18 protein-coding genes and 2 tRNA genes are annotated in these 19,892 nt (G+C 68.8%); 14 read left to right on the forward strand and 6 right to left on the reverse strand.

The features are described from left to right. Window positions 1-160 (reverse strand): helix-turn-helix domain-containing protein (locus ACULPM_RS09340; protein ID WP_445332089.1); only part of this gene is annotated, 160 nt, incomplete at its 3' end. A 193-nt stretch (window positions 161-353) separates the two neighbouring features. Here ACULPM_RS09340 and ACULPM_RS09345 point away from each other — a divergent pair. Then, window positions 354-429, forward strand: a tRNA-Glu gene (locus tag ACULPM_RS09345). Between the two features lie 156 nt (window positions 430-585). Here ACULPM_RS09345 and ACULPM_RS09350 read toward each other — a convergent pair. After that, window positions 586-1,545: a hypothetical protein gene (locus ACULPM_RS09350; protein WP_445332061.1), complete on the reverse strand. Its 960-nt coding sequence runs from the start codon at window positions 1,543-1,545 to the stop codon at window positions 586-588. Further along, entirely contained in the window at window positions 1,542-2,582 is a 1,041-nt protein-coding gene (locus ACULPM_RS09355; protein ID WP_445332062.1) for a response regulator receiver protein, read from the reverse strand. The genes ACULPM_RS09350 and ACULPM_RS09355 overlap by 4 nt, the downstream gene beginning before the upstream one ends. Window positions 2,583-2,838: 256 nt before the next feature. Here ACULPM_RS09355 and ACULPM_RS09360 point away from each other — a divergent pair, with 256 nt between their 5' ends. Continuing rightward, entirely contained in the window at window positions 2,839-4,053 is a 1,215-nt protein-coding gene (locus ACULPM_RS09360) for an iron-containing alcohol dehydrogenase (RefSeq protein WP_167930771.1), read from the forward strand. A 156-nt stretch (window positions 4,054-4,209) separates the two neighbouring features. Continuing rightward, entirely contained in the window at window positions 4,210-5,049 is an 840-nt protein-coding gene (locus ACULPM_RS09365) for an HAD family hydrolase (protein ID WP_445332063.1), read from the forward strand. Between the two features lie 193 nt (window positions 5,050-5,242). Here the strand turns inward: ACULPM_RS09365 and ACULPM_RS09370 are convergent, their stop codons facing one another. Next, complete coding sequence (locus tag ACULPM_RS09370; RefSeq protein WP_445332064.1) at window positions 5,243-6,769, reverse strand: Mur ligase family protein; 1,527 nt, start codon at window positions 6,767-6,769, stop codon at window positions 5,243-5,245. A 59-nt stretch (window positions 6,770-6,828) separates the two neighbouring features. On the opposite strand from ACULPM_RS09370, the gene ACULPM_RS09375 reads away from it, so the two are divergent. The 4 genes from ACULPM_RS09375 (at window position 6,829) to nagB (ending at window position 9,500) form a co-directional block, all read left to right on the forward strand. Then, window positions 6,829-6,904, forward strand: a tRNA-Val gene (locus ACULPM_RS09375). 164 nt (window positions 6,905-7,068) lie between these two features. Beyond that, window positions 7,069-7,800 carry a ribonuclease PH gene (rph, locus tag ACULPM_RS09380; RefSeq protein WP_167930774.1) on the forward strand — a complete coding sequence of 244 codons (732 nt, stop codon included), beginning with the start codon at window positions 7,069-7,071 and terminating at the stop codon, window positions 7,798-7,800. Between the two features lie 80 nt (window positions 7,801-7,880). Then, complete coding sequence (gene rdgB, locus ACULPM_RS09385; RefSeq protein WP_445332065.1) at window positions 7,881-8,504, forward strand: RdgB/HAM1 family non-canonical purine NTP pyrophosphatase; 624 nt, start codon at window positions 7,881-7,883, stop codon at window positions 8,502-8,504. 261 nt (window positions 8,505-8,765) lie between these two features. Beyond that, on the forward strand, window positions 8,766-9,500 hold the full coding sequence (gene nagB / locus ACULPM_RS09390) for a glucosamine-6-phosphate deaminase (protein ID WP_167930776.1): 735 nt from the start codon (window positions 8,766-8,768) through the stop codon (window positions 9,498-9,500). A 302-nt stretch (window positions 9,501-9,802) separates the two neighbouring features. Here nagB and ACULPM_RS09395 read toward each other — a convergent pair whose 3' ends face one another. Next, window positions 9,803-10,609: an MBL fold metallo-hydrolase gene (locus tag ACULPM_RS09395; RefSeq protein ID WP_445332066.1), complete on the reverse strand. Its 807-nt coding sequence runs from the start codon at window positions 10,607-10,609 to the stop codon at window positions 9,803-9,805. A gap of 83 nt (window positions 10,610-10,692) precedes the next feature. On the opposite strand from ACULPM_RS09395, the gene tilS reads away from it, so the two are divergent. From tilS to ACULPM_RS09430, 7 genes are all read left to right on the forward strand, one after another. Next, a complete protein-coding gene (tilS, locus tag ACULPM_RS09400; RefSeq protein WP_445332067.1) occupies window positions 10,693-12,201 on the forward strand; it encodes a tRNA lysidine(34) synthetase TilS in 1,509 nt (502 codons plus the stop codon). A 71-nt stretch (window positions 12,202-12,272) separates the two neighbouring features. Continuing rightward, a complete protein-coding gene (gene hpt / locus ACULPM_RS09405; RefSeq protein ID WP_167930778.1) occupies window positions 12,273-12,824 on the forward strand; it encodes a hypoxanthine phosphoribosyltransferase in 552 nt (183 codons plus the stop codon). 98 nt (window positions 12,825-12,922) lie between these two features. Next, a complete protein-coding gene (gene ftsH, locus ACULPM_RS09410) occupies window positions 12,923-14,827 on the forward strand; it encodes an ATP-dependent zinc metalloprotease FtsH (protein WP_445332090.1) in 1,905 nt (634 codons plus the stop codon). Between the two features lie 301 nt (window positions 14,828-15,128). After that, a complete protein-coding gene (locus tag ACULPM_RS09415; RefSeq protein WP_445332068.1) occupies window positions 15,129-15,437 on the forward strand; it encodes a winged helix-turn-helix domain-containing protein in 309 nt (102 codons plus the stop codon). A gap of 94 nt (window positions 15,438-15,531) precedes the next feature. Further along, window positions 15,532-16,716, forward strand: coding sequence for a pyridoxal phosphate-dependent aminotransferase (locus tag ACULPM_RS09420; protein WP_445332069.1), 1,185 nt, complete (start codon window positions 15,532-15,534; stop codon window positions 16,714-16,716). Window positions 16,717-16,758: 42 nt separating this feature from the next. Further along, on the forward strand, window positions 16,759-17,586 hold the full coding sequence (locus ACULPM_RS09425) for a phosphatase (RefSeq protein ID WP_445332070.1): 828 nt from the start codon (window positions 16,759-16,761) through the stop codon (window positions 17,584-17,586). Window positions 17,587-17,767: 181 nt separating this feature from the next. Further along, window positions 17,768-18,541, forward strand: a complete 774-nt coding sequence (locus ACULPM_RS09430) for an exodeoxyribonuclease III (RefSeq protein ID WP_445332071.1) — start codon at window positions 17,768-17,770, stop codon at window positions 18,539-18,541. Window positions 18,542-18,798: 257 nt separating this feature from the next. On the opposite strand, the gene ACULPM_RS09435 is transcribed toward ACULPM_RS09430, so the two are convergent. After that, on the reverse strand, window positions 18,799-19,752 hold the full coding sequence (locus ACULPM_RS09435; RefSeq protein ID WP_445332072.1) for a patatin-like phospholipase family protein: 954 nt from the start codon (window positions 19,750-19,752) through the stop codon (window positions 18,799-18,801). Window positions 19,753-19,892: the final 140 nt, after the last annotated feature.

Below are 19,892 nucleotides of genomic sequence, written 5' to 3' on the forward strand. Positions count from 1 at the left end.
TGGCGACCGTGGACGGCGCCCGCCCGATCTCGCGGGCTATCTCCCGGCACCCCCTGCCCCTGTCCAGCATCCTCTCGATCGTCTGCCGCTCGTGCCTCGTGAGCCTCGCGTAGGACCTCTCCGACGGCCCCTTCCCGCCCTTTCCTCTCTTCTTCGGCATGTCGCCTCCTCGGTTCGCGGGCCGGCCTCTCCGGCCCCCGAGGGGTGATGGTTCCCGGACTCAGCGAGACATGTTTCGATGAGTCTGGGAGGTGTCTCGCTGAACTTGCAAATCGAAGCTCGCGCGAGAAGGCGGCAGGCGAGAAGGACGGGGCTGGGCCGTGGCGGGCCGCCTCTGGTATACTCTCCCGTGCGTCCCCATCGTCTAGTGGCCTAGGACATCGCCCTTTCAAGGCGACGACACGGGTTCGACTCCCGTTGGGGGCACCACGAAGCGCTGCGGGCTCGTCCGGGTTTCGGGCGGGCCCGCTTTTCTCGCCGTCGTGACGTGCGGGCGGATGCTCGCAAACCCTCTGCGCGATAACCGGTCACGGGAGGGGCGGGCTCCAGCGACGCCGCCCTGGCGAGAAGAACGTCGTGCCGGGGCTACCAGTCTAGGTCGTTCTTCTCGGCAAACTGCCGCGCGGAGGCCACGAGCCAGTCGTGGCCCTGGCACCAGTTGATGAAGTCGGGCACGTCGGCGATGATGGGCTCCGCCTCGCGCACGGCGAAGACGCTCTCCTCGAAGCCGCCCGGCGTCACGTCGGGCCGGTCGGGGAGGTAGGGCTCCACGTAGGTGGGGCGCAGCAGCGCGTAGGCCCCTCCCCGGCAAAGCTGGTCAAAGCCGCGCAGGGCGCGCCGCGCCGCGCTCATGCGATCGAGCTTGTAGAGAAGGATCACCCGGGCGAGGTGCGACCAGGGGTCGCCCTGGCGGGAGAAGCGCGCGTCGAGCTCGTCGAAGCCCTTCTCGTCCTCGAGCCGTGCGAGCGCGAGGGCGCAGGTGTGGCGGGCGCCGAGCGGGTCGGACGGGGAGATGTCCATCAGGGACGTCGCCCCGCGCACGGCCATGCTGTAGTGCGCCGTGTCGAGGCAGGATCTGGTCAGTGCCGCACGGAGCCGCAGGTGGGGGCGGAAGAAGACGTCATCCCAGGCATCGCCCGCGGGCGGCTCGTCCGAGGGGAAGTCTCGCTCGAGCTCGTTGAGGCCCATGAACAGGTCGTAGGGGTCGCCGTCCTCGGAGATCAGCTCGAGCAGGCGCGCGTCGAGACTGGCCTCATCGATCTCCCTCGCGCGCGCAAACTCCGCATGCGCCTTCGCGAGCCTGCGCGAGCGCTCCGCCTCGAAGGCGGCGTCTTCGAGAAGGTCGTCGTTTCGGCAGCTCGCCCGATAGGCGTCGAGCGCCCGCGCCATCACGAGCATCGCGCGCTCGGACGCGTCCTCGATGAACGACTCGGGGTCCTCGCGCACGGCGAGCACCAGCTCGGCATACGCCTCGTCGGAGAGCGGCCCCAACTTCTTCAGGCGGCGCCGCGCGCAGCGCTCCACGAGCTCGTCCCATGCGTTCATTGCCGCCGCGCCCCCTCTCCCTCAGCCATCGCCTCGCGGGCGGCCTTCGGGTCGATGCGCGCGACCTCGCGGGCCACCCAAGCTCCGAAGGTGCCCCGCCCGGAGCGGTCCGTCCCCTCCTGCAGCAGCACGATCCCCTCGCTGACGGCGAGGATGAGCTCGTCCTCGCTGTAGGGGGCCACGCGCAGCCGGGCAAACTCCCCGTCGGGGAGCTCGGCCTGGCGGATGAGCGTCAGGGCGCCGCCCGGGTACTTTCTCAGCAGCTTCTCGATTCCCGTTCGCGCGATCTTGGGATGGCCGCTGTGAAGCGCGAGCGAGGACCCGGCGAGCAGGGTCCACGCGTCATCGGCCGGCCGACCCGAGGCGAGCGTGGGGTAGCGCTTGGTCAGCGCCAGCCAGCCCTCCAGGTCCTCGAGCTTTGCGAGCGCGTAGGCGAGCGTGAAGCGGACGTCGGAGGTGTCGCGCGGGTCGGATGCGAGGAGCCGCTCGGACACGTCGATCGCGACGCGGTTGCGCCCGCAGATGAGCGCCTCCTCCGCGAGCGAGGCGAGCCAGCGCCAGTAGGGCCGCATCGCGATGTCCGCCGCGAGGGCGGCGCGCTCGTCGCGCAGCTCGTCGAGGGCCTGGTCGCGCGCCTGCTCGCAGGATGCGCGGACCTCGTCGGCCCGGTCGCTGAGGAAGCGGTAGCGCTCGTCGATCGAGGCCGTGCGCGAGGACGAGAGCATGCGCGCCGCGTCATGGCACGCGGGGTCGAGCCTCAGGGCCTCCTCGAGGAGCTCCTTCCCGCGCTTGATGAGGTCGGGCGCCTGCTCGTCGGATGCGAAGGGGAGGCGCCGGTCCACGATGTCGCTCGCCATCGCCACGAGGTGGAAGGCGCGGTCGGCGTCCGTCTGGGGGAGGCTGTCGCGGTCCTGGGCGAAGCGTCGCCCAAACGAGGCGAAGGCGCGTGCGGCGAGCGCGGGGTCGCCCTTGTCGAGCTCCTCCGCAAAACGCAGGCTCAGCCGCTGGTAGTCCTCTCGCCGTGGGTCGTGCGCCATGCTGTCCCCCTCTCGTTCCCCTATGGTAGCCGAGAAGGGCGCGCCACGGTCGGCGGGGCTCCCGCGGCGCCGCCTGCGAGGTGCCCGCCGCCGGAAACATCGCAATGTTGCCAGTCGATTTCGCTATACTGAATCCGGCCGAGTCGCCGATCCCTCGACGGCCCGGGGCGGTACTTCTCGTTCGGCGAAAACGGGGGAGATGGTCTCCCGTTCGAATCCGTCGCGGTGGCGGCGGCATAGGAATTGGAGGAGTGTTATGGGACGTTTCACCAACCCGCGCGACCTGTACTTTGGTGAGGGCGCTCGCCACGAGGTCAAGAACCTCAAGGGCTCCCGCGCCATGATCGTCACCGGCGGCGGCTCCATGCGTCGCGGCGGCTTCCTGCAGGACGTCGAGGCCGACCTCAAGGAGGCTGGCTTCGAGGTTGAGATTTTCGAGGGCGTCGAGTCCGACCCGTCCGTCGACACCGTGAAGCGCGGCGCCGAGGCCATGCAGAAGTTCCAGCCCGACTGGATCATCGGCATCGGCGGCGGCTCGCCCATCGACGCGGCCAAGGCCATGTGGCTCTTCTACGAGTACCCCGAGGAGACCTTCGAGCAGGCCATCGTGCCGTTCAGCTTCCCCGAGCTCCGCACCAAGGCCAAGTTCTGCGCCATCGCCTCCACCTCCGGCACGGCCACCGAGGTCACGGCCTTCTCCGTCATCACCGACTACGAGAAGGGCATCAAGTACCCGCTCGCCGACTTCAACATCACCCCTGACGTCGCCATCGTCGACCCCGAGCTCACCTACACCATGCCGCAGAAGCTCTGCGCCCACACCGGCATGGACGCGCTGACCCACGCCATCGAGGCCTACGTCTCCACCGCGGGCTCCATGTTCACCGACGCCAACGCCCTCCACGCCATCCGCGAGATCGTCGAGTGGCTGCCCAAGTCCTACCAGGGCGATCACGAGGCCCGTCAGCACATGCACGAGGCCCAGTGCATCGCCGGCATCGCCTTCTCCTCCGGCCTGCTCGGCATCGTGCACTCCATGGCCCACAAGACCGGCGCCGCCTTCTCCGGCGACCACATCATCCACGGCTGCGCCAACGCCATGTACCTCGGCAAGGTCATCCAGTTCAACGCCAAGGACGAGCGCGCCAAGAGCCGCTACGCCTACATCGCCAAGGAGGTCCTGCACCTCGCCGGCGAGACCGAGGACGAGCTCGTCGCGTCCCTCGTCCAGTGCATCCGCGACCTCAACGACAAGCTGGACATCCCGCAGGGCATCAAGAACTACGGCAAGGGCGGCGTGAAGGCCGACGAGTCCATCATCGACTACGCCGAGTTCGAGTCCAAGAAGGCCGACGTGGCCGCCAACGCCATCCTCGACGCCTGCACCGGCTCCAACCCGCGCCAGCCGTCCCAGGAGGAGATGGAGAAGCTCCTCGAGTGCGTCTACAACGACGTGGACGTGGACTTCTAAGCCACACGTTCTTATCGCTTCGCAGCAGGGGGTCGGGCCTTCGGGCTCGGCCCCCTTTGCGCTTGGGGCTCGGGCGGCAATCAAACCCGCAGCTTTCATGGCGCTTATCTTTGTCGGGTACAATGCCGCATCGGAAACGTTGCGTAAGGGGGAGCGATGGGCGAGAAGAACGGGGCGGTCGCGTTCTTTGACGTTGACGGCACGCTGGTGTGGCACGACTTCGAGAGGATGCGGGCGCGGGCGAAGGAGGGCGCGACCTCCGAGGCCCTTCAGATTCGTCCGAGCGAGGTCGTATACGAGGCGTTTTCCCGCATGCGCGCGGCGGGCAACCTCACCTTCATCTGTACCGGCCGCCACCTGCCGTTCATCCCTCAGGCGATACGCGAGCTCAACCCCGACGGCTTCGTGGCGGGGGCCGGCGCGCTCGTATGCGTGGGGGACGAGGTGGTGCGCGCCGAGTTCATCGAGCGCGACCTGCTCCTCGAGACGGCGCGGCGCTTCGTGGCGGCGGGCATCGACATCACCCTCGAGGGCGACGAGGACAACATCGAGCTCCATCCCTCCGGGCGTCCCGCGCGCTTTCCGGGCTCGCGCCTCGCGCGCACGGCGGAGGAGGTCGCGGAGCTCTCCCGGGAGTGCCGCTACAGCAAGTTCTGCTCGAACGGTGTGGGGGAGCGCGACCTTGTGCCGCTGCGCGACTTCATCGACGCGCACTACACGATCTGCGACCTCCAGGGCGGCGTGCTCGAGTTCTCCATGCGCGGCGTCGACAAGGGGACGGGCATCGAGGCGGCGCTCGCTCACCTGGGGCACGGGCGTGAGGGGACCTTCGCGTTTGGCGACTCGGAGAACGACCTCTCCATGCGCGCCGCCGTGGAGACCTTCGTTGCCATGGGAAACGCGCTGCCCAACGTGCGCGCGGTGGCCGACTACGTGACGCTCACGGCCGCCGAGGACGGCGTGCCCGCGGCGCTGGAGCACTTCGGGCTCATCTAGGACTGCGGCCTCCCGTTCGTGGGGGAATCCCGCCCGAGGGGCCTCCTCCCGCCCGCGGGCCCGCCTCCCTCCCGTAGGGCCTCCATGAGTGACGGCTTTTGGACGGACGAGGGCCTCAAAGGTCGTCCATCCGTCCAAAAGCCGTCACTCGGCGTATGTGGCGTGTTCGCGTACGGAGGCGGCCGGCCAGGCGCTACGCCGGATGCCGCTCGTCGTGGGCGGCCACGCCCCGGCGCGCGAGCTCGCAGTCGGAGACGCAGGGAACAAAGCCGTCGCGCGTGAGCTGGTAGGCCTCGTGGCCCTTGGCGAGGAGCAGGACGACGCTTTTCTCGCCCTCCGCGAGCTCGAAGGCTCGGGCCGCCGCGGCCTCGCGGTCGATCACGATCTCGTGGGGATAGCCCTCCGGGAGCGACCGCTCCATCTCGTGGCAGATGTCGAGCGGGTCCTCCGTCCAGGGGTCGTCCGCGGTGAGCACCACGTAGTCCGCATAGCGGGCGGCGACCTCGGGGAGCTCGTGGCGGCGCTCCCGCGCCTTGCCGCCCACTGCCCCGAAGACGGCGATCACGCGGGCGCCCGTGAAGGTGCCCGCGACGGCGGAGAGCAGCGACTCGAAGGCGAGCTTGTTGTGCGCGTAATCGACGATGGCGGTGAGCTGGCGGTCGGCGCTGCGATAGAACTCCATGCGCCCGGGGACGCGCGTTCGCGCGAGGCCCTCCGCGATGGCGTCGGGCCCGATGCCCAGCAGATGCGCGGAGAGCGCCGCGGCAAGCGCGTTGGAGACGCTGAAGTCCCCCGGGAAGGGAAGCTGTACGCGGCGCTCCCAGCCGTCGAGGTGCAGCGTGAAGGCAACGCCCTCCTCCGAGTGCGCGATGCCGTCCGCCCAGGCGTTCGCCTCGGGGTGGTCGATTCCAAACGTGAGCGTGCGCGGGGCGCGGGAGGCCGCCTCGAGGACGCGGCCTGCATGGTCCGAGTCCAGGTTCACGACCGCGGTCTCGCACTGCGAGAAGATTTTGAGCTTGGAGGTGAAGTAGTCCTCGAAGTCGGCGTGCTCGACGGGGGAGATGTGGTCGAGGCCGATGTTGAGGAAGCAGGCCACGTCGAGGCCCACGCCATAGGTGCGGTCGTACTTGAGCGCCTGGCTCGAGACCTCCATCACCAGGGCGGCGAGCCCCGCCTCGCGCGCGTTGGCGAGGTGACGCCAGAGGTCCGGCGCCTCGGGCGTGGTGTTTCTCGAGGGCTCGTCCGCACGGCCGTCGAAGGTCTCCACGGTGCCGATCATGCCGCAGCTCTTCTCGCCGCGCGCCGCGTCCACGATGGAGCGGAGCATGTAGGCCGTCGTGGTCTTGCCCTTGGTGCCCGTGATGCCTACGGTGGGCAGGTCGCGGTCTGGGTGGTCGAAGGCCTCGGCGGAGGCGATTGCCATGGCGCGGCGCAGGTCGGAGGCCACGAGGGCGGGGACGCCCTGCGCATGGGCGGCAAGCTCGTCCGCGTGCGCGGTGTCGCAGAGGTACGCCGTGGCGCCCGCGGCGAGCGCCGACTCGAGGAACGCGGGCCTGAAGGCCGCCCCCTTGCAGACGAAGAGGTCGCCGGGCCGGACGGAGCGCGAGTCGCAGGAGGCGCCCGTCACGGGCACGGCGTCGTTGCCGGCGGGGATGGACGAGGCAAGCGTCCCGGAGGCCTCGAGCGCCCGCGCGATGTCTGTGAGCGTAATAGTCTTCATACGAGTTAGTATAGCCGCGTCTCGGCGACGCTGCGCCGTATGCTAGACTGCAGGTGCTCGGGCGATTGGCGCAGCGGCTAGCGCAGGTGCCTTACACGCACAAGGTCGGCGGTTCGAACCCGTCATCGCCCACCAGCCATCCTCCGGCCCCCGCCCGCCTCGCGCGACGGGGGCCTTTTCGTGCCGGCCGACGGCAGCTGCTAGAATTAATCCGCCCTGTGGAAGGGTCCGGATGAAAAAGCGCAGGTCGCTGAAACGCCAGTCGCCCACAGGGCGGATTAATTTTGAGGGGAGATGCCATGACGGAAGAGTCCACCCGCTCATATGGCCGCACGGCCTCGGAGATGCGCCCGGTCACGCTCACGCCCGGCGTCATGAAGAACGCCGACGGGTCGTGCCTCGCGGAGTTCGGCGACACGCGCGTGCTTTGCTCGGCGACGGTGGAGGAGAGCGTGCCCAACTGGCGCAAGGGGTCACATGCGGGCTGGGTCACCGCGGAGTACGCGATGCTGCCGGCCTCGACCAACCGGCGCACGCCGCGCGAGTATCGCGGTCGCAAGGGCCGATCCATGGAGATCGAGCGCCTCATCGGGCGGAGCCTGCGCGCGGTCACGCGCCTCGACCGCCTGGGGGAGATCACGATCACGCTGGACTGCGACGTCATCCAGGCGGACGGCGGCACCCGCACCGCGTCGATCACCGGCGCGTGGGTGGCGCTTCACCAGGCGCTGCTCGGGCTCGTGGAGGCCGGGAAGCTTCCGCGCCTGCCCCTTACGGGTCGCGTCGCCGCCGTCTCCGCGGGCGTGGTGGACGGCATCGCCCTGCTCGACCTCGACTACCCCGAGGACTCCCATGCTGAGGTTGACCTTAACCTCGTGGGTACCGCCGCCGGGGATATTGTCGAGGTGCAGGGCACCGGCGAGCGCGCCTGCTTCGACCGCGCGCAGCTGGACGCGCTCTTGGACCTCGGCCAGGATGGCATCGCCCGCCTCACCGACCTTCAGGCCCAGGTGACCGGCTTCAGTCTGTAGGTGGGCGCGGGCCCGCCGACCAAAGTGCCTAAAAGGGGCCTGTCCCCTTTTAGGCAAGTTTTCTGACCAAAGGAGGAACGATGGCAGAGATCAGCATCGCCGAGCTGGACCCCGAGCGCACCGTGGTCGTGGCCACGGGCAACGCGCACAAGGTCGTCGAGATAGAGACCATCCTCGCGCCCGTGATGCCGGGCGTTCGCTTTGTCGCCCTCGGGGAGCTGGGCGACTTCCCCGACCCGGTGGAGGACGGGGACACGTTCTTCGACAACGCCCTCATCAAGGCGCGCGCGGCACAGAAGGAGACGGGCCTTCCCATGGCCGTGGCCGACGACTCCGGCCTCTGCGTGGACGCCCTGGACGGCGCCCCCGGGATCTTCTCCGCGCGCTGGGCCGGCGAGCATGGCAATGACGCCGCCAACAACGAGAAGCTCATGGCGCAGATGGCGGGCGTGCCCGACTCCGAGCGCGCCGCGCGCTTCCACTCCAGCGTTGTCCTGGTGCGCGGCGATGAGGTCCTGCGCGGGGATGGCGACTGCGAGGGCCTCGTTGGCCACGAGCCTCGCGGAGAGCACGGCTTCGGCTACGATCCGCTCTTCCTGCCCGCGGAGACGCCGGGCCGCACGATGGCCGAGCTCGCGCTGGACGAGAAGAACCTGATCTCGCATCGCTTCCACGCCCTTGAGGACCTCGCCGACAAGCTGTAGCACAGCCCGTCAGCTGCCCGCCCGCGGCGTTTTTGCGCCGCTCGCCCAAAAGGGTGGCGAAACACGTTAGAAATGAGGCACAATCGGTAACCGTCCGGGATGAGGAGTCCCGGTTCGTCGTGGACGGGCAGGGGCCTCGACGCGACGAGTCCTTCTCATAGCTTTTGGCGACCTCGCCCTGGTGGTCGCAGTCACATTGGCCGCGGCCGATGGGGCCGCACGGCGGGCGGGGAGCTTGCCGGTCTATGGAAGGGATGCGTTATGAGAATCGTTCGCGCCAAGGATTACGAGGACATGAGCCGCAAGGCCGCCGCCATCATCGCGGCCGAGGTCACCCTCAAGCCCGACTGCGTGCTCGGCCTTGCCACGGGCTCCACGCCCATCGGCACCTACCAGAACCTCGTTGCCGCCTATGAGGCCGGCGAGCTCGACTTCTCCGAGGTCAAGACCTACAACCTCGACGAGTACCGCGGCCTGCCCGGCGACCACGAGCAGAGCTATCGCTACTTCATGAACGTGAACCTCTTCGACCACGTGAACATCGACAAGGCCAACACCCACGTGCCCGACGGCCTGATGGAGGACTACGAGGCCGCCTGCGCCGAGTACGACGCCGCCGTCGCCGCCGCCGGCAACCAGGACCTCCAGCTCCTGGGCATCGGCAACAACGGCCACATCGGCTTCAACGAGCCCGGCGACGCCTTCGTCAAGGGCACCCACTGCGTGGACCTCACCGAGTCCACCATCCAGGCCAACAGCCGTCTCTTCGACAGCATCGACGACGTGCCGCGTCAGGCGTTCTCCATGGGCATCGGCACCATCATGGCCGCCAAGAGGATTCTCGTCGTGGCCAACGGCGACGCCAAGGCCCAGGCGGTGCACGACATGATCTATGGCCCGATCACGCCGTCCTGCCAGGCCTCCATCCTGCAGCTGCACCCCAACGTGGTGGTCGTGGCCGACGAGGCCGCGCTCGCCAAGTGCCCGGAGGCGTAGGCGCGCGTCGCGCATCTTGCGTCCGTCAAGGGGGGCGATTCCCGGCAGGGGATCGCCCCTTCGTCATGCGGGTCCTTCTCGCCCGATCCTTGTCCGAGCCGGCATGCTCGCGAGCGTGTTCCGGGAGTGCGGCCGCACTGGGCGTGAAAGGGACGCCGGTGCGGCCCGATGGGGACGATACGCCGGGAAGTGCCCGCCGCGACGCCGGAGACCGACCGCACTCGCGAGTGCGGTCAACGAGTGCGGCCCGGGGGCGAGCCCGCACGCGCGCCCGCGTGGCGTCGCGCGGCAGGGGCCCGTCCCTACCAGATCGTGAGCGGCCAGTCCTGCGCGGCGCAGCAGAGGCTGAGCCGCCCGTCGGGCGTGCGCGCCTCGGTGAAGGCGTCGTTCGCCGCCTCCGCGCCGACCGCCCCCGCGAGCGTGCGCATGCAGGCGCTCGGCCGGTTGTTCTCCTGCGAGAGGTGCATGGCCACGACGGTCTCGGTGTCCTCGCCCACAAGCGAGCCCAGGGCGTCGGCCGCCTGGGCGTTGGAGAGATGGCCGGTCCGCCCCGCCACGCGCGCCTTGAGATAGCCGGGGTACGGCCCCGTGGCGAGCATGCGCTCGTCGTGGTTGGACTCAAGGGCGAGGATGCGCACGCCCGCGAGCGCCGCAAGCGCCTCGGGGCCGAGCTCGCCGGTGTCAGTGCAGAACCCGAGCGCGTCGTCGCCGGTCGAGAACCGAAACCCCATCGGGTCCGCGACGTCGTGCGAGGTGGGGAAGGCCTGCACCCGCATGCCGGCCAGCTCGAAGGAGTCGGCGTGCCCCACGATGATGAAGGGCAGCGCGGAGAGGTACGGGCGGGCGGCGGCCGTGCCCGCGGTGGTCACGAGCTCGCCCTCGAAGTGATTGCAGAAGACGGTGAGCCCGCCCACGTGGTCGGAGTGCTCGTGGGTGAGCAGGACGGCGCGGACGTCGCCCATGTCCAGCCCGAGCTCCGCCGCCCGGGCGAGAAGCGCCCTGCGCGAGATGCCGCAGTCCACGAGGACGGACCCCTCGGGCCCCTCCACGACGGCGGCGTTTCCCTTGGATCCGCTGGCCAGGACGTGCAGGTGAATCTCGGGGGTCATGGGCGTCCTCTCGCTGTCGTACACTCTTCCCGTGCGGCGCCCTTCGGGCCGCACGTACTAGGGTAGCCGTTGGGAGGCAGCGCATGCCAAGTGTTTCTCGCCGATACGCCACGGGCCGCAACCGCTTTGCCCGGCCGAGCGGCCGGCCGGACGAGGAGCGGGCCGCCCCCGTGGTGCTCATGGTCTCGGGAGGGGCGGACTCGACGGCCCTGCTCGTGCTCGCCGCGACCTCCGCGCTCGACATCGAGGACGGCCGTGGCGCCGCCCGCATCGCCCGAGAGCGGCTGCACGTGCTCCACGTCAACCACGGCCTGCGCGGCCTGGACGCCAAGGAGGACGAGGAGTTCGTCCGGGACCTCGCCGCGCGCTTCGGCATCCCCTGCACGATCCGGCGCGTGGATGTGGCGGCGCTCGCCGCGTCAACGCCCGGCGGCAACGTGGAGAACGCCGGGCGCGAGGCGCGCTATGCGGAGGCGAGCCGCCTCGCGAACGAGCTCTCCTCCCGCTTCGGCACGCCGCGCTCGGCCGCGCGCATCGTGACGGCGCACACCGCGGACGACCGCGCTGAGACCTTCCTCATGAATGCCATCCGGGGCACGGGGGCGGCGGGCCTCTCGTCCATCCCGCGCCGCCGCAACCGCATCGTGCGCCCGCTGCTCGACCGAACGCACGCGGAGCTCTGTGACCTGCTGCGCATGCGCGGGATCGTCTGGCGCGAGGACAGCACCAACGAGGACACCCACTACCTGCGCGCCTTCGTGCGCCACGAGCTGCTGCCCATCGCCCGAGAGCGCAACCCGCGCGTGGTCGCGAGCCTGTCGACGACCTGCGACATCCTCTCCGAGGAGGACGCCTACCTCACCTCCGTCGCGGCGCGCGTCCTGCGCGAGCTCACGCGCCGCGAGGCCGAGGGGCTCGTCGTGCTCGACGCCGCGCGCCTCGCGGCGACCGAGGTCGCCATCGCGCGCCGGGTGGTCCGCCAGGCGATCCTCTCCGTCTGCCCGGATGCCCGCCTCGAGGCGCGGCACGTGGCCGCGGCGCTGGCGCGCGTCGCTGCGGGGGAGGGCTCGCTGACCGTGCCGATGGGCGCGGACGTGCGCGTTGAGCACGGGCTTCTCGCCATCCGGGCGCGCATCGCCCCGCCTGCGCCGGCCGCGGCGTGGCTCGAGGTGCCCGGCAGGCTGGAGTTCCCGGACGGGCGCGCGCTCACGGCGCGCGTGCTGCGCGTTCCCGAGGGGACGGACGCGGCGGCGCACGCCCGGGCGCACGGGCTCGAGTGGGAGGGGTCCTCCGTCCTGCTCGACGCCGTGGCGGCCGGCGTTGACCCGGCGCGTGGAGGGCGGCTCTGGGTCGACGTTCCCCATGCGGGCGAGGTGCTCTGCCCCCTGGGCATGCACGGACAGTCCAAGAAGCTCTCCGACCTGCTCGGCGAGGCTCGCATCCCCGTTGCGGAGCGCGCGCTTCTGCCCGTCGTGCACACCTCGCCTACGGGCTCGGTCGTGTGGGTGGCGGGCGTGCGCGCGGACGAGCGCGTGCGGTGCGGCGCGCAGACGAGATGGATGCTGGAGTTGACGCTCGTCGTGGGCGAGTAGCAGGCCGTGCGCTATTCTGGAACAATCGAGCCGCCGTGGGGCGTCGGGTGACGCCCGGAAAGGGGAGTGCCATGGAGTCGATGCATCCCGACGTTCAGGGGATTCTGCTCAGTGAGAAGGACATCCACGACGTCGTGAGCCGCATGGGCGCGGAGATCTCTCGCGACTATGCCGACAAGAACCCGCTGGTCGTGGCCGTTCTGCGGGGTGCCGTCGTCTTCATGGCAGACCTCATGCGCGCGATCGACTGCCCGATGGCCATCGACTTCATGGCGGTGTCGAGCTACGGCGAGGGCGCCAAGAGCTCGGGCGTCGTGCGCATCGTGAAGGACCTCGACACCAAGATCGAGGGGCGCAACGTCCTTATCGTCGAGGACATCCTCGACTCCGGCCTCACGCTCTCCTACCTCATGCGCATGCTCTCCAACCGCAACCCGGCCTCCATCGAGGTCGCGGCGTTCCTCGTGAAGGACGTGCCGGGCAACCGTCCCGCCGTCACCCCGCGCTACGTGGGCGCCCACGTGCCCGACGAGTTCATCGTGGGCTATGGCCTCGACTTCGCGGAGCGCTACCGCAACCTGCCCTACATCGGCATCCTCAAGCCCGAGGTCTACCAGAAGTAAGACGCCCGGCCCGCGGCCGGTGGGCGAGAGGCCCGTCACGCATCGTAAGGAGTACCGTGTCCCAGCAGAACAAGCCCGACCTTCCGACCCCGCCGGGAATGCCCGGCCCCGAGCACCGTCGCTCGATCGTCATCTCAACGGCCATCGTCGCCGCCATCGTGCTCTACCTGGTCTTCTCCATGGGCGGCGCCCTCACCCCGGGAGGCAAGGGCCCCGACACGCTTGCGACCAACGAGTTCGTGACCGCGGTCAAGGACGGGCGCGTGCGCGATGCCACGTACAAGACCTCGGACGGCAGCGTCTCCGGCACCTACTGGCATGACGAGAAGGACGCGGAGGCCGACAACGAGGGCGCCCTCGTGCGCTATACGAGCGTCTACGTGGGGACCGACTCGCTTGCCGAGCTCATGGCCGCGCATCCCGACGTCACCTACAAGATCGACACCTCGGACTCGGCGATGCTCGAGACGATCCTGCTCTCCGTGGTGCCCACGCTTCTTCTGGTGGGCGTGTTCGTGTTCTACATGAACCGGATGTCCGGCCAGCAGGACAAGACGATGTCGTTCGCCAAGACCAAGGCCAAGACGGCCGAGAGCGAGCGACCCAAGGTGAAGTTCTCGGACGTCGCGGGCATCGACGAGGCCGTGGAGGAGCTCCAGGAGGTCCGCGACTTCCTCTCCGACCCCGATCGCTACCACAGCATGGGCGCCCGCATCCCGCGTGGCGTGCTGCTCGTGGGCCCTCCGGGCACGGGCAAGACGCTCCTGGCCAAGGCCGTGGCCGGCGAGGCGGGCGTCCCGTTCTTCTCGATCTCCGGCTCCGACTTCGTGGAGATGTTCGTGGGTGTGGGCGCCTCGCGCGTGCGCGACCTCTTCAAGCAGGCCAAGGAGGCCGCTCCCTGCATTGTCTTCATCGACGAGATCGACGCGGTTGGACGCCAGCGCGGCGCGGGGCTCGGCGGCGGTCACGACGAGCGCGAGCAGACCCTGAACCAGCTGCTCGTCGAGATGGACGGCTTTGAGGACAACTCCTCGGTCATCCTCATCGCGGCCACCAACCGCCCCGACATCCTCGACCCGGCGCTCCTGCGCCCCGGCCGCTTTGACCGGCGCGTGACCGTGGACCGTCCCGACGTGCGCGGCCGCGAGCAGATCCTGCGCGTCCATGCCGAGGGCAAGCCCTTCGCCGACGACGTGGACTTCGAGCGGCTCTCCAAGATCACGCCCGGCTTCACGGGCGCGGACCTCGCCAACCTCATGAACGAGTCGGCCCTTCTCGCCGCGCGTCGCCACAAGGAGACGATCGGCCCGGGCGAGGTCGAGGAGGCCATGGAGCGCGTCATGGCCGGACCGGAGCGCAAGAGCCGCGTCATCACGGAGCGCGAGCGCCGCGTGATCGCCTATCACGAGTCCGGGCATGCCCTCGTGGGGCACGTGCTCGAGAACTCCGACCCCATCCACAAGATCAGCATCGTGAGCCGCGGCCAGGCGCTCGGCTATACGATGCAGGTCCCCGAGGAGGACCACTTCCTCGAGACGCGCGACGGCATGCTCGACCAGATCGCCGTCCTTCTCGCCGGGCGCACCGCCGAGGAGCTCTTCTGCGATGACATCACCACGGGCGCGAGCAACGACCTCGAGCACGCCACCAAGCTCGCGCGCACGATGGTCACGCGCTACGGCATGAGCGAGGAGCTGGGCGCGCAGGTCTTTGGCGAGGCGCAGCATGAGGTCTTCCTGGGCCGCGACTACGCCAACCACCAGGATTACTCCGCCGAGACCGCCAAGCGCATCGACGACGAGGTCGAGCGCATCATGCGCGAGGGTCACGGGCGTGCCCGCGCGGTCCTGGACGAGCGCCGGGGACAGATGGACACGATGGCGCGCGTGCTCCTGGAGCGCGAGACCGTCGAGGGCGAGGCCGTGGACGCCCTGCTCGAGGACCGCTGGGACGAGTACGCCTCCGGCGACGGGACTGCCGAGAAGGACGGGGCAGACGCGTAGGTCCTCGCGTATAAAAGTGATAGGTGCTGCCGGTTATGGAGTTCTTCTGAACCAATAACCGGCAGTTTCTGTATCTACGGCTAAAAAACGATAGAAGGTACTACCAAAATGACTGACAGCCGACAGAACACCGCTCGTCAGATGGCGGAACGCTTCCGGGAAGAGAGGGGGTACGTTCAAATAATGCGCAGGTAGATTGGGGTAGCTAGAGGGTCTTCGCGTCAGCTTGATGCTACGTTCTGGAAAGAAAACGGGGATGTTTTGGAGGTGCCCCCGACGGGACGTGGAGGAGGTGTCGCGGTTGGCCAGGCAGCTGTCCCAGAGCGTGCGCATCAAGATCAACGAGACCGATCGCGACGTCCTTCGCGCGATGGGCCTCAGGGCGGGAGGCCCCAACGTGAAGGTCACCGTCCCCAACCGCGAGTTCGCCGACGGCATCAGCAAGTCCGCTCAGGCAGTCCGCCGCTCCTGTCAGAAGCTCGAGAGGATGGGGCTCATCAGAAGCTGGCGGACCAAGCGCGCGGACGGGAGCTTCGACGCCAACAGGTACGAGGTCACGCTGGTGGGCTGGGCGGTGCTCAAGGGCGCGCCGGAGCAGGATAAATCCTGATAACGGCTCGCCGCGGAGCGTCCGTGTGGTCCTTCTCGCGACTACAATGAGCCGCAGCAACGTGCGAGCGGTGGTGCCGCGAGAGGAGAGAAGCATGTCACTTAACGAGAAGAGCGTCGCCTACGGCGCGCAGAAGTCCTCCATTCGAGAGATCTCCGCCTATGCGGGGGAGCGCAAGGCCCAGATCGGGGCCGAGAACGTCTTCGACTTCTCGCTTGGCAACCCGTCGATTCCCGCCCCCGACGCCGTGCGCGCCTCCATCGAGAAGAGCCTCACGCTGCCTGCCACGCAGCTCCACGGCTACACGCCGGCGAGCGGCCTTCCCGCCGCGCGCGAGGCCGTGGCCGCGAGCCTCTGCCGCCGCTTCGGCGAGGGGACGGCGTCTGCCGGGGACCTCTACCTCACCTGCGGCGCGGCCGCGTCGCTCTCCATCTCGTTCCACTCAATCGTCAACCCGGGCGACGAGGTCATCGTGATCGCGCCGTACTTCCCCGAGTACCGCGTCTGGATCGAGACCTCGGGCGCCACGTGCGTGGAGGTGCTCGCGGACCCCGCCACGTTCCAGATCGACACCGCCGCCGTGGCTGCCGCCATCACGGAGCGCACCAAGGCCGTGGTCATCAACTCGCCCAACAACCCGGTGGGATCGGTGTACTCCCGCGACAACCTCGAGGCGCTCGCGGACGTGCTGCACGAGGCTGAGAAGCGCCTCGGCACGACCATCTACCTCGTGGCCGACGAGCCCTACCGCGAGATCACCTACGGCGCCGAGGTGCCCTGGGTGCCGGGCGTCTACGACCGCACCATCGTGTGCTACTCCTACTCCAAGAGCCTGTCGCTCCCGGGCGAGCGCATCGGCTGGGTACTGGTGCCGCCGACCAACCCCGAGCACGACGAGCTGATCTTCGCCGTGGCCGGGGCCGGCCGCAAGCTGGGCTTTGTCTGCGCGCCGGCGCTCTTCCAGCGCGTGCTCATGGACTGCGTGGACTGCCCGAGCGACGTCGAGGCCTACGCCGAGAACCGCCGCGCCCTCACCGAGGGGCTCTCCGCGCTGGGCTACGAGTTCATCGAGCCCGAGGGCGCGTTCTACCTGTGGGTCAAGGCGCTGGAGCCGGATGCGGGCGCGTTCTTTGAGCGCGCCAAGGCCCTTGAGCTGCTGCCCGTCCCGTCTGACTCCTTCGGATGCCCGGGCTGGGTCCGCGTGGGCTACTGTGTGAGCCACGAGACCATCGTCAACTCCATGCCCGCCTGGGCCGCCCTCGCCGCCAGCTACCGATGAGTCAAAAGGGACAGGCACTTTTGACCCATTTTGAGGAGAGCCATGCTGCAGAATCGCTGTGACGTCCACACGCACACGCTCTACTCGCGCCACGCCTACTCCACGGTGCGCGAGAACGTGCTCGCCGCCCGCGAGGCGGGCCTCGAGCTTCTGGGCGTGACGGACCACTTCTCCGACATGCTCTTCCCCAACACCGACCTCACGCGCGGGAGCCTTCGCGACTACCAGCACTTCATCAATATGCGGGTCTGGCCGCGTACGTGGGAAGGCATCCGCCTCCTGCATGGCGCGGAGGCGGACATCCGAACGCTTGACGGGCGCCTCTTCGGCCAGGGCATCGAGGTTGCCGAGGACATCACCGGGCGCTCGCTGAGCGCCGCCGCTACGCTCTACGACCGGGTCGTTGCTGGCTGCGACTACGTGATCGCGAGCGTCCACTACAAGGAATTTGCCGCAGGGGCCTCGCTCGCGCGGACCACGCAGATGTATCTCGGGGCCCTCGCCCAGCCCAAGGTGCTCGTGCTCGGCCACACAGGCCGCGCCGGCGTGCCCTTTGACGTCGACGAGGTGGTGGGGGAGGCCGCGCGCCGGCACAAGCTCATAGAGATCAACGAGCACAGCCTCGAGATCAGCCGTCGTGACGGCCGCACCTGGACGAGCTGCAGCAAGATCGCCGAGAAGTGCGCCGAGCTTGGGTGTCAGGTCGTGGTCAATACGGATGCGCACATCTGCCCGTCGATCGGCCGTACGCCCAACGCGCTCGAGATGCTCGAGCGGATTCACTTCCCGCAGGAACTTATCGCCACGCGCTCGGCAGAGGCGTTCCTCTCGGCGATGGCGACTGCCGGTCTTGAGGCGCCGAGCTTCTAGTCCGGGCTCCTGCGCCGATTGTCGGTGATTTTTCGCCAAGGTGCCAAGTATCACCAAGTTAGTGTCATTTTTCTACCGGCACATTCGCAGCGGGAATTTGTCTATTACTTCGGGTATCTTTCAAAAAGCACCGACAATCGAAAGTCACGGGGCACGCCCGCCCCGCGCCGAAAGGAATGCCATGTCTCGCGAGCTGCGCCTCGTCTCCTGGAACGTCAACGGCCTGCGCGCCGTCATGAAGAAGGATCCCAGCTTCACCGACGTGGTCGAGGCCGTGGATGCCGACGTCTTTGCCATCCAGGAGACCAAGCTGCAGGAGGGCCAGATTGCCCTTGACCTGCCCGGCTACTACCAGACCTGGAGTTATGCCGAGCGCAAGGGCTACTCCGGCACCGCCGTCTTCAGCCGCGAGGAGCCGCTGCGAGTGATCAACCACATCGGCGCCCCCGCCGCAGACGACGAGGGTCGCGTCTGCGCCCTGGAGTTCCCGAGCTATTGGTTCGTGGACGTCTACACGCCCAACGCCCAGAACGAGCTGGCGCGCATCGACACGCGCCTGGCGTGGGATGCGGCCTACCGCGAGTTCCTGTGCGGGCTGGCCGCCAAGAAGCCCGTGGTGACCTGCGGCGACTTCAACGTGGCCCACAACGAGATCGACCTCAAGAACCCCGGCCCCAACCGTGGCAACGCCGGCTTCTCCGATGAGGAGCGCGAGAGCTTCACCCGCCTGCTCGACGCCGGCTTCACCGACACCTTCCGCGCGCGCCACCCCGACCTCGCCGGCGCCTACAGCTGGTGGAGCTACCGCTTCAACGCGCGCAAGAACAACGCAGGCTGGCGCATCGACTACTTCCTCGTGTCCAACGACATCGCCGACCGCGTGACCGGGGTTTCGATCCTCTCCGAGGTCTATGGCTCCGACCACTGCCCGGTGGAGCTGACCATCAGCCTCTAGCGGGGGAGGCGCGGGGACGCGTTCTTCTCGCCGCGCCGGGCGTGCCGAGCGGCATGCTCGGCGATGCGCTTCCGACCCTGCGCGCTTCTCCGTCCCATCTCGAGCATGCCTCCGCTCACGGTTGCGCCGAGCATGCCCCGGCGCACGCTTTTGGCCAAAAATCGAGAAGAACCGTGCACAGAGGCATGCTCGGCGCGGCTGTGCGCGGAGGCATGCTCGAGGCGGGGGAAGTCGGGGCCTGAAGGCGGGGCGGGTTCCTAGCCCAGGGTGATGTAGCCGGTTCCGGCGTCGGGGTCCTCCGGGCGCGGGCCGGCGTCAGGCGCGCCAAAGAGGAACGTGCGCCAGAGCGGCAGGTCGCGCAGGCCCTGTTCGTGCGCCGCCTCATAGGAGGCCGTCAGCTTGCGCGTGCTCACGGTCCCGCTCTCGACGGTCATCTCGTCGGGATAGACCACGTAGGCACGACCCTCGGCGGCGAGGCGCTCCACGTGCTCGATGGCGACGTTGTAGCGCTCCCAGCGAGAGAGAAGGGCCTTGCGCAGGTAGGGGTGATCCTTGGCGACGCGGGCGTAGATCCGGGCCTCGCGGTCCGTCGGGGGCTGCTTGCGGTAGCCGCGCGGGCGCGTTGCCACGAAGAAGAACCGCTCGAACCCGTCATCCTCCGCCATGCAGAGCGGGATGCCCGCGCCCGTTCCCAGGCCGCCGTCGTAGTAGGTCACGTCGTCGATGGGGAGGGGCTGCATCGCACCCGGGAGGGTGGAGCTTGCGCGCACGATGTTGACCATGCGCGCGGGGTCCGTCATGTCCTCGCGGCCAAAGCGAACGGTGCGGCCGGAGTCGCGCTCGAAGGCCTGGATGCAGACTCGGGCGGGGTTGGCCGAGAACGTCTCCCAGTCAAAGGGGAGCGCACCCGAGGTGAGGGCGCCCTCATAGAGCGCGTCGGCGTCGAAGTACCCCTTTCCGCGCAGGACGGAGCGCAGGCCCACGGCAGACTTCGCGGGGCCGTCCACGATGAACGACTTCCTCACGCGCGTGCGGTCGCGCGAGACGTAGTTGATCGTGTTGCTCGCCCCGGCCGAGAGGCCGCAGACGTAGTCAAAGTGGATTCCCTGCTCCAGCAAGACGTTGGCGATTCCGGCAGAGAAGCTGCCTCGATACCCGCCGCCCTCGAACACGAGGGCGCAGTCGAAGACGTTGTTGGTGAGCGTGTTCACGGTGCCTCCTTCGCGTAATTCGACGCTCCGGCGCGCAATACCCTGTTATATGCCCCAAACCTTGCCAGGGGATTCCCCGTCGACGGTTTCTCCATGACGTTGGGGTGCCTGCGCGGCGGCGCCGTTCGCGCTACCATGGC

This window comes from Thermophilibacter sp. ZX-H3, assembly GCF_052599055.1.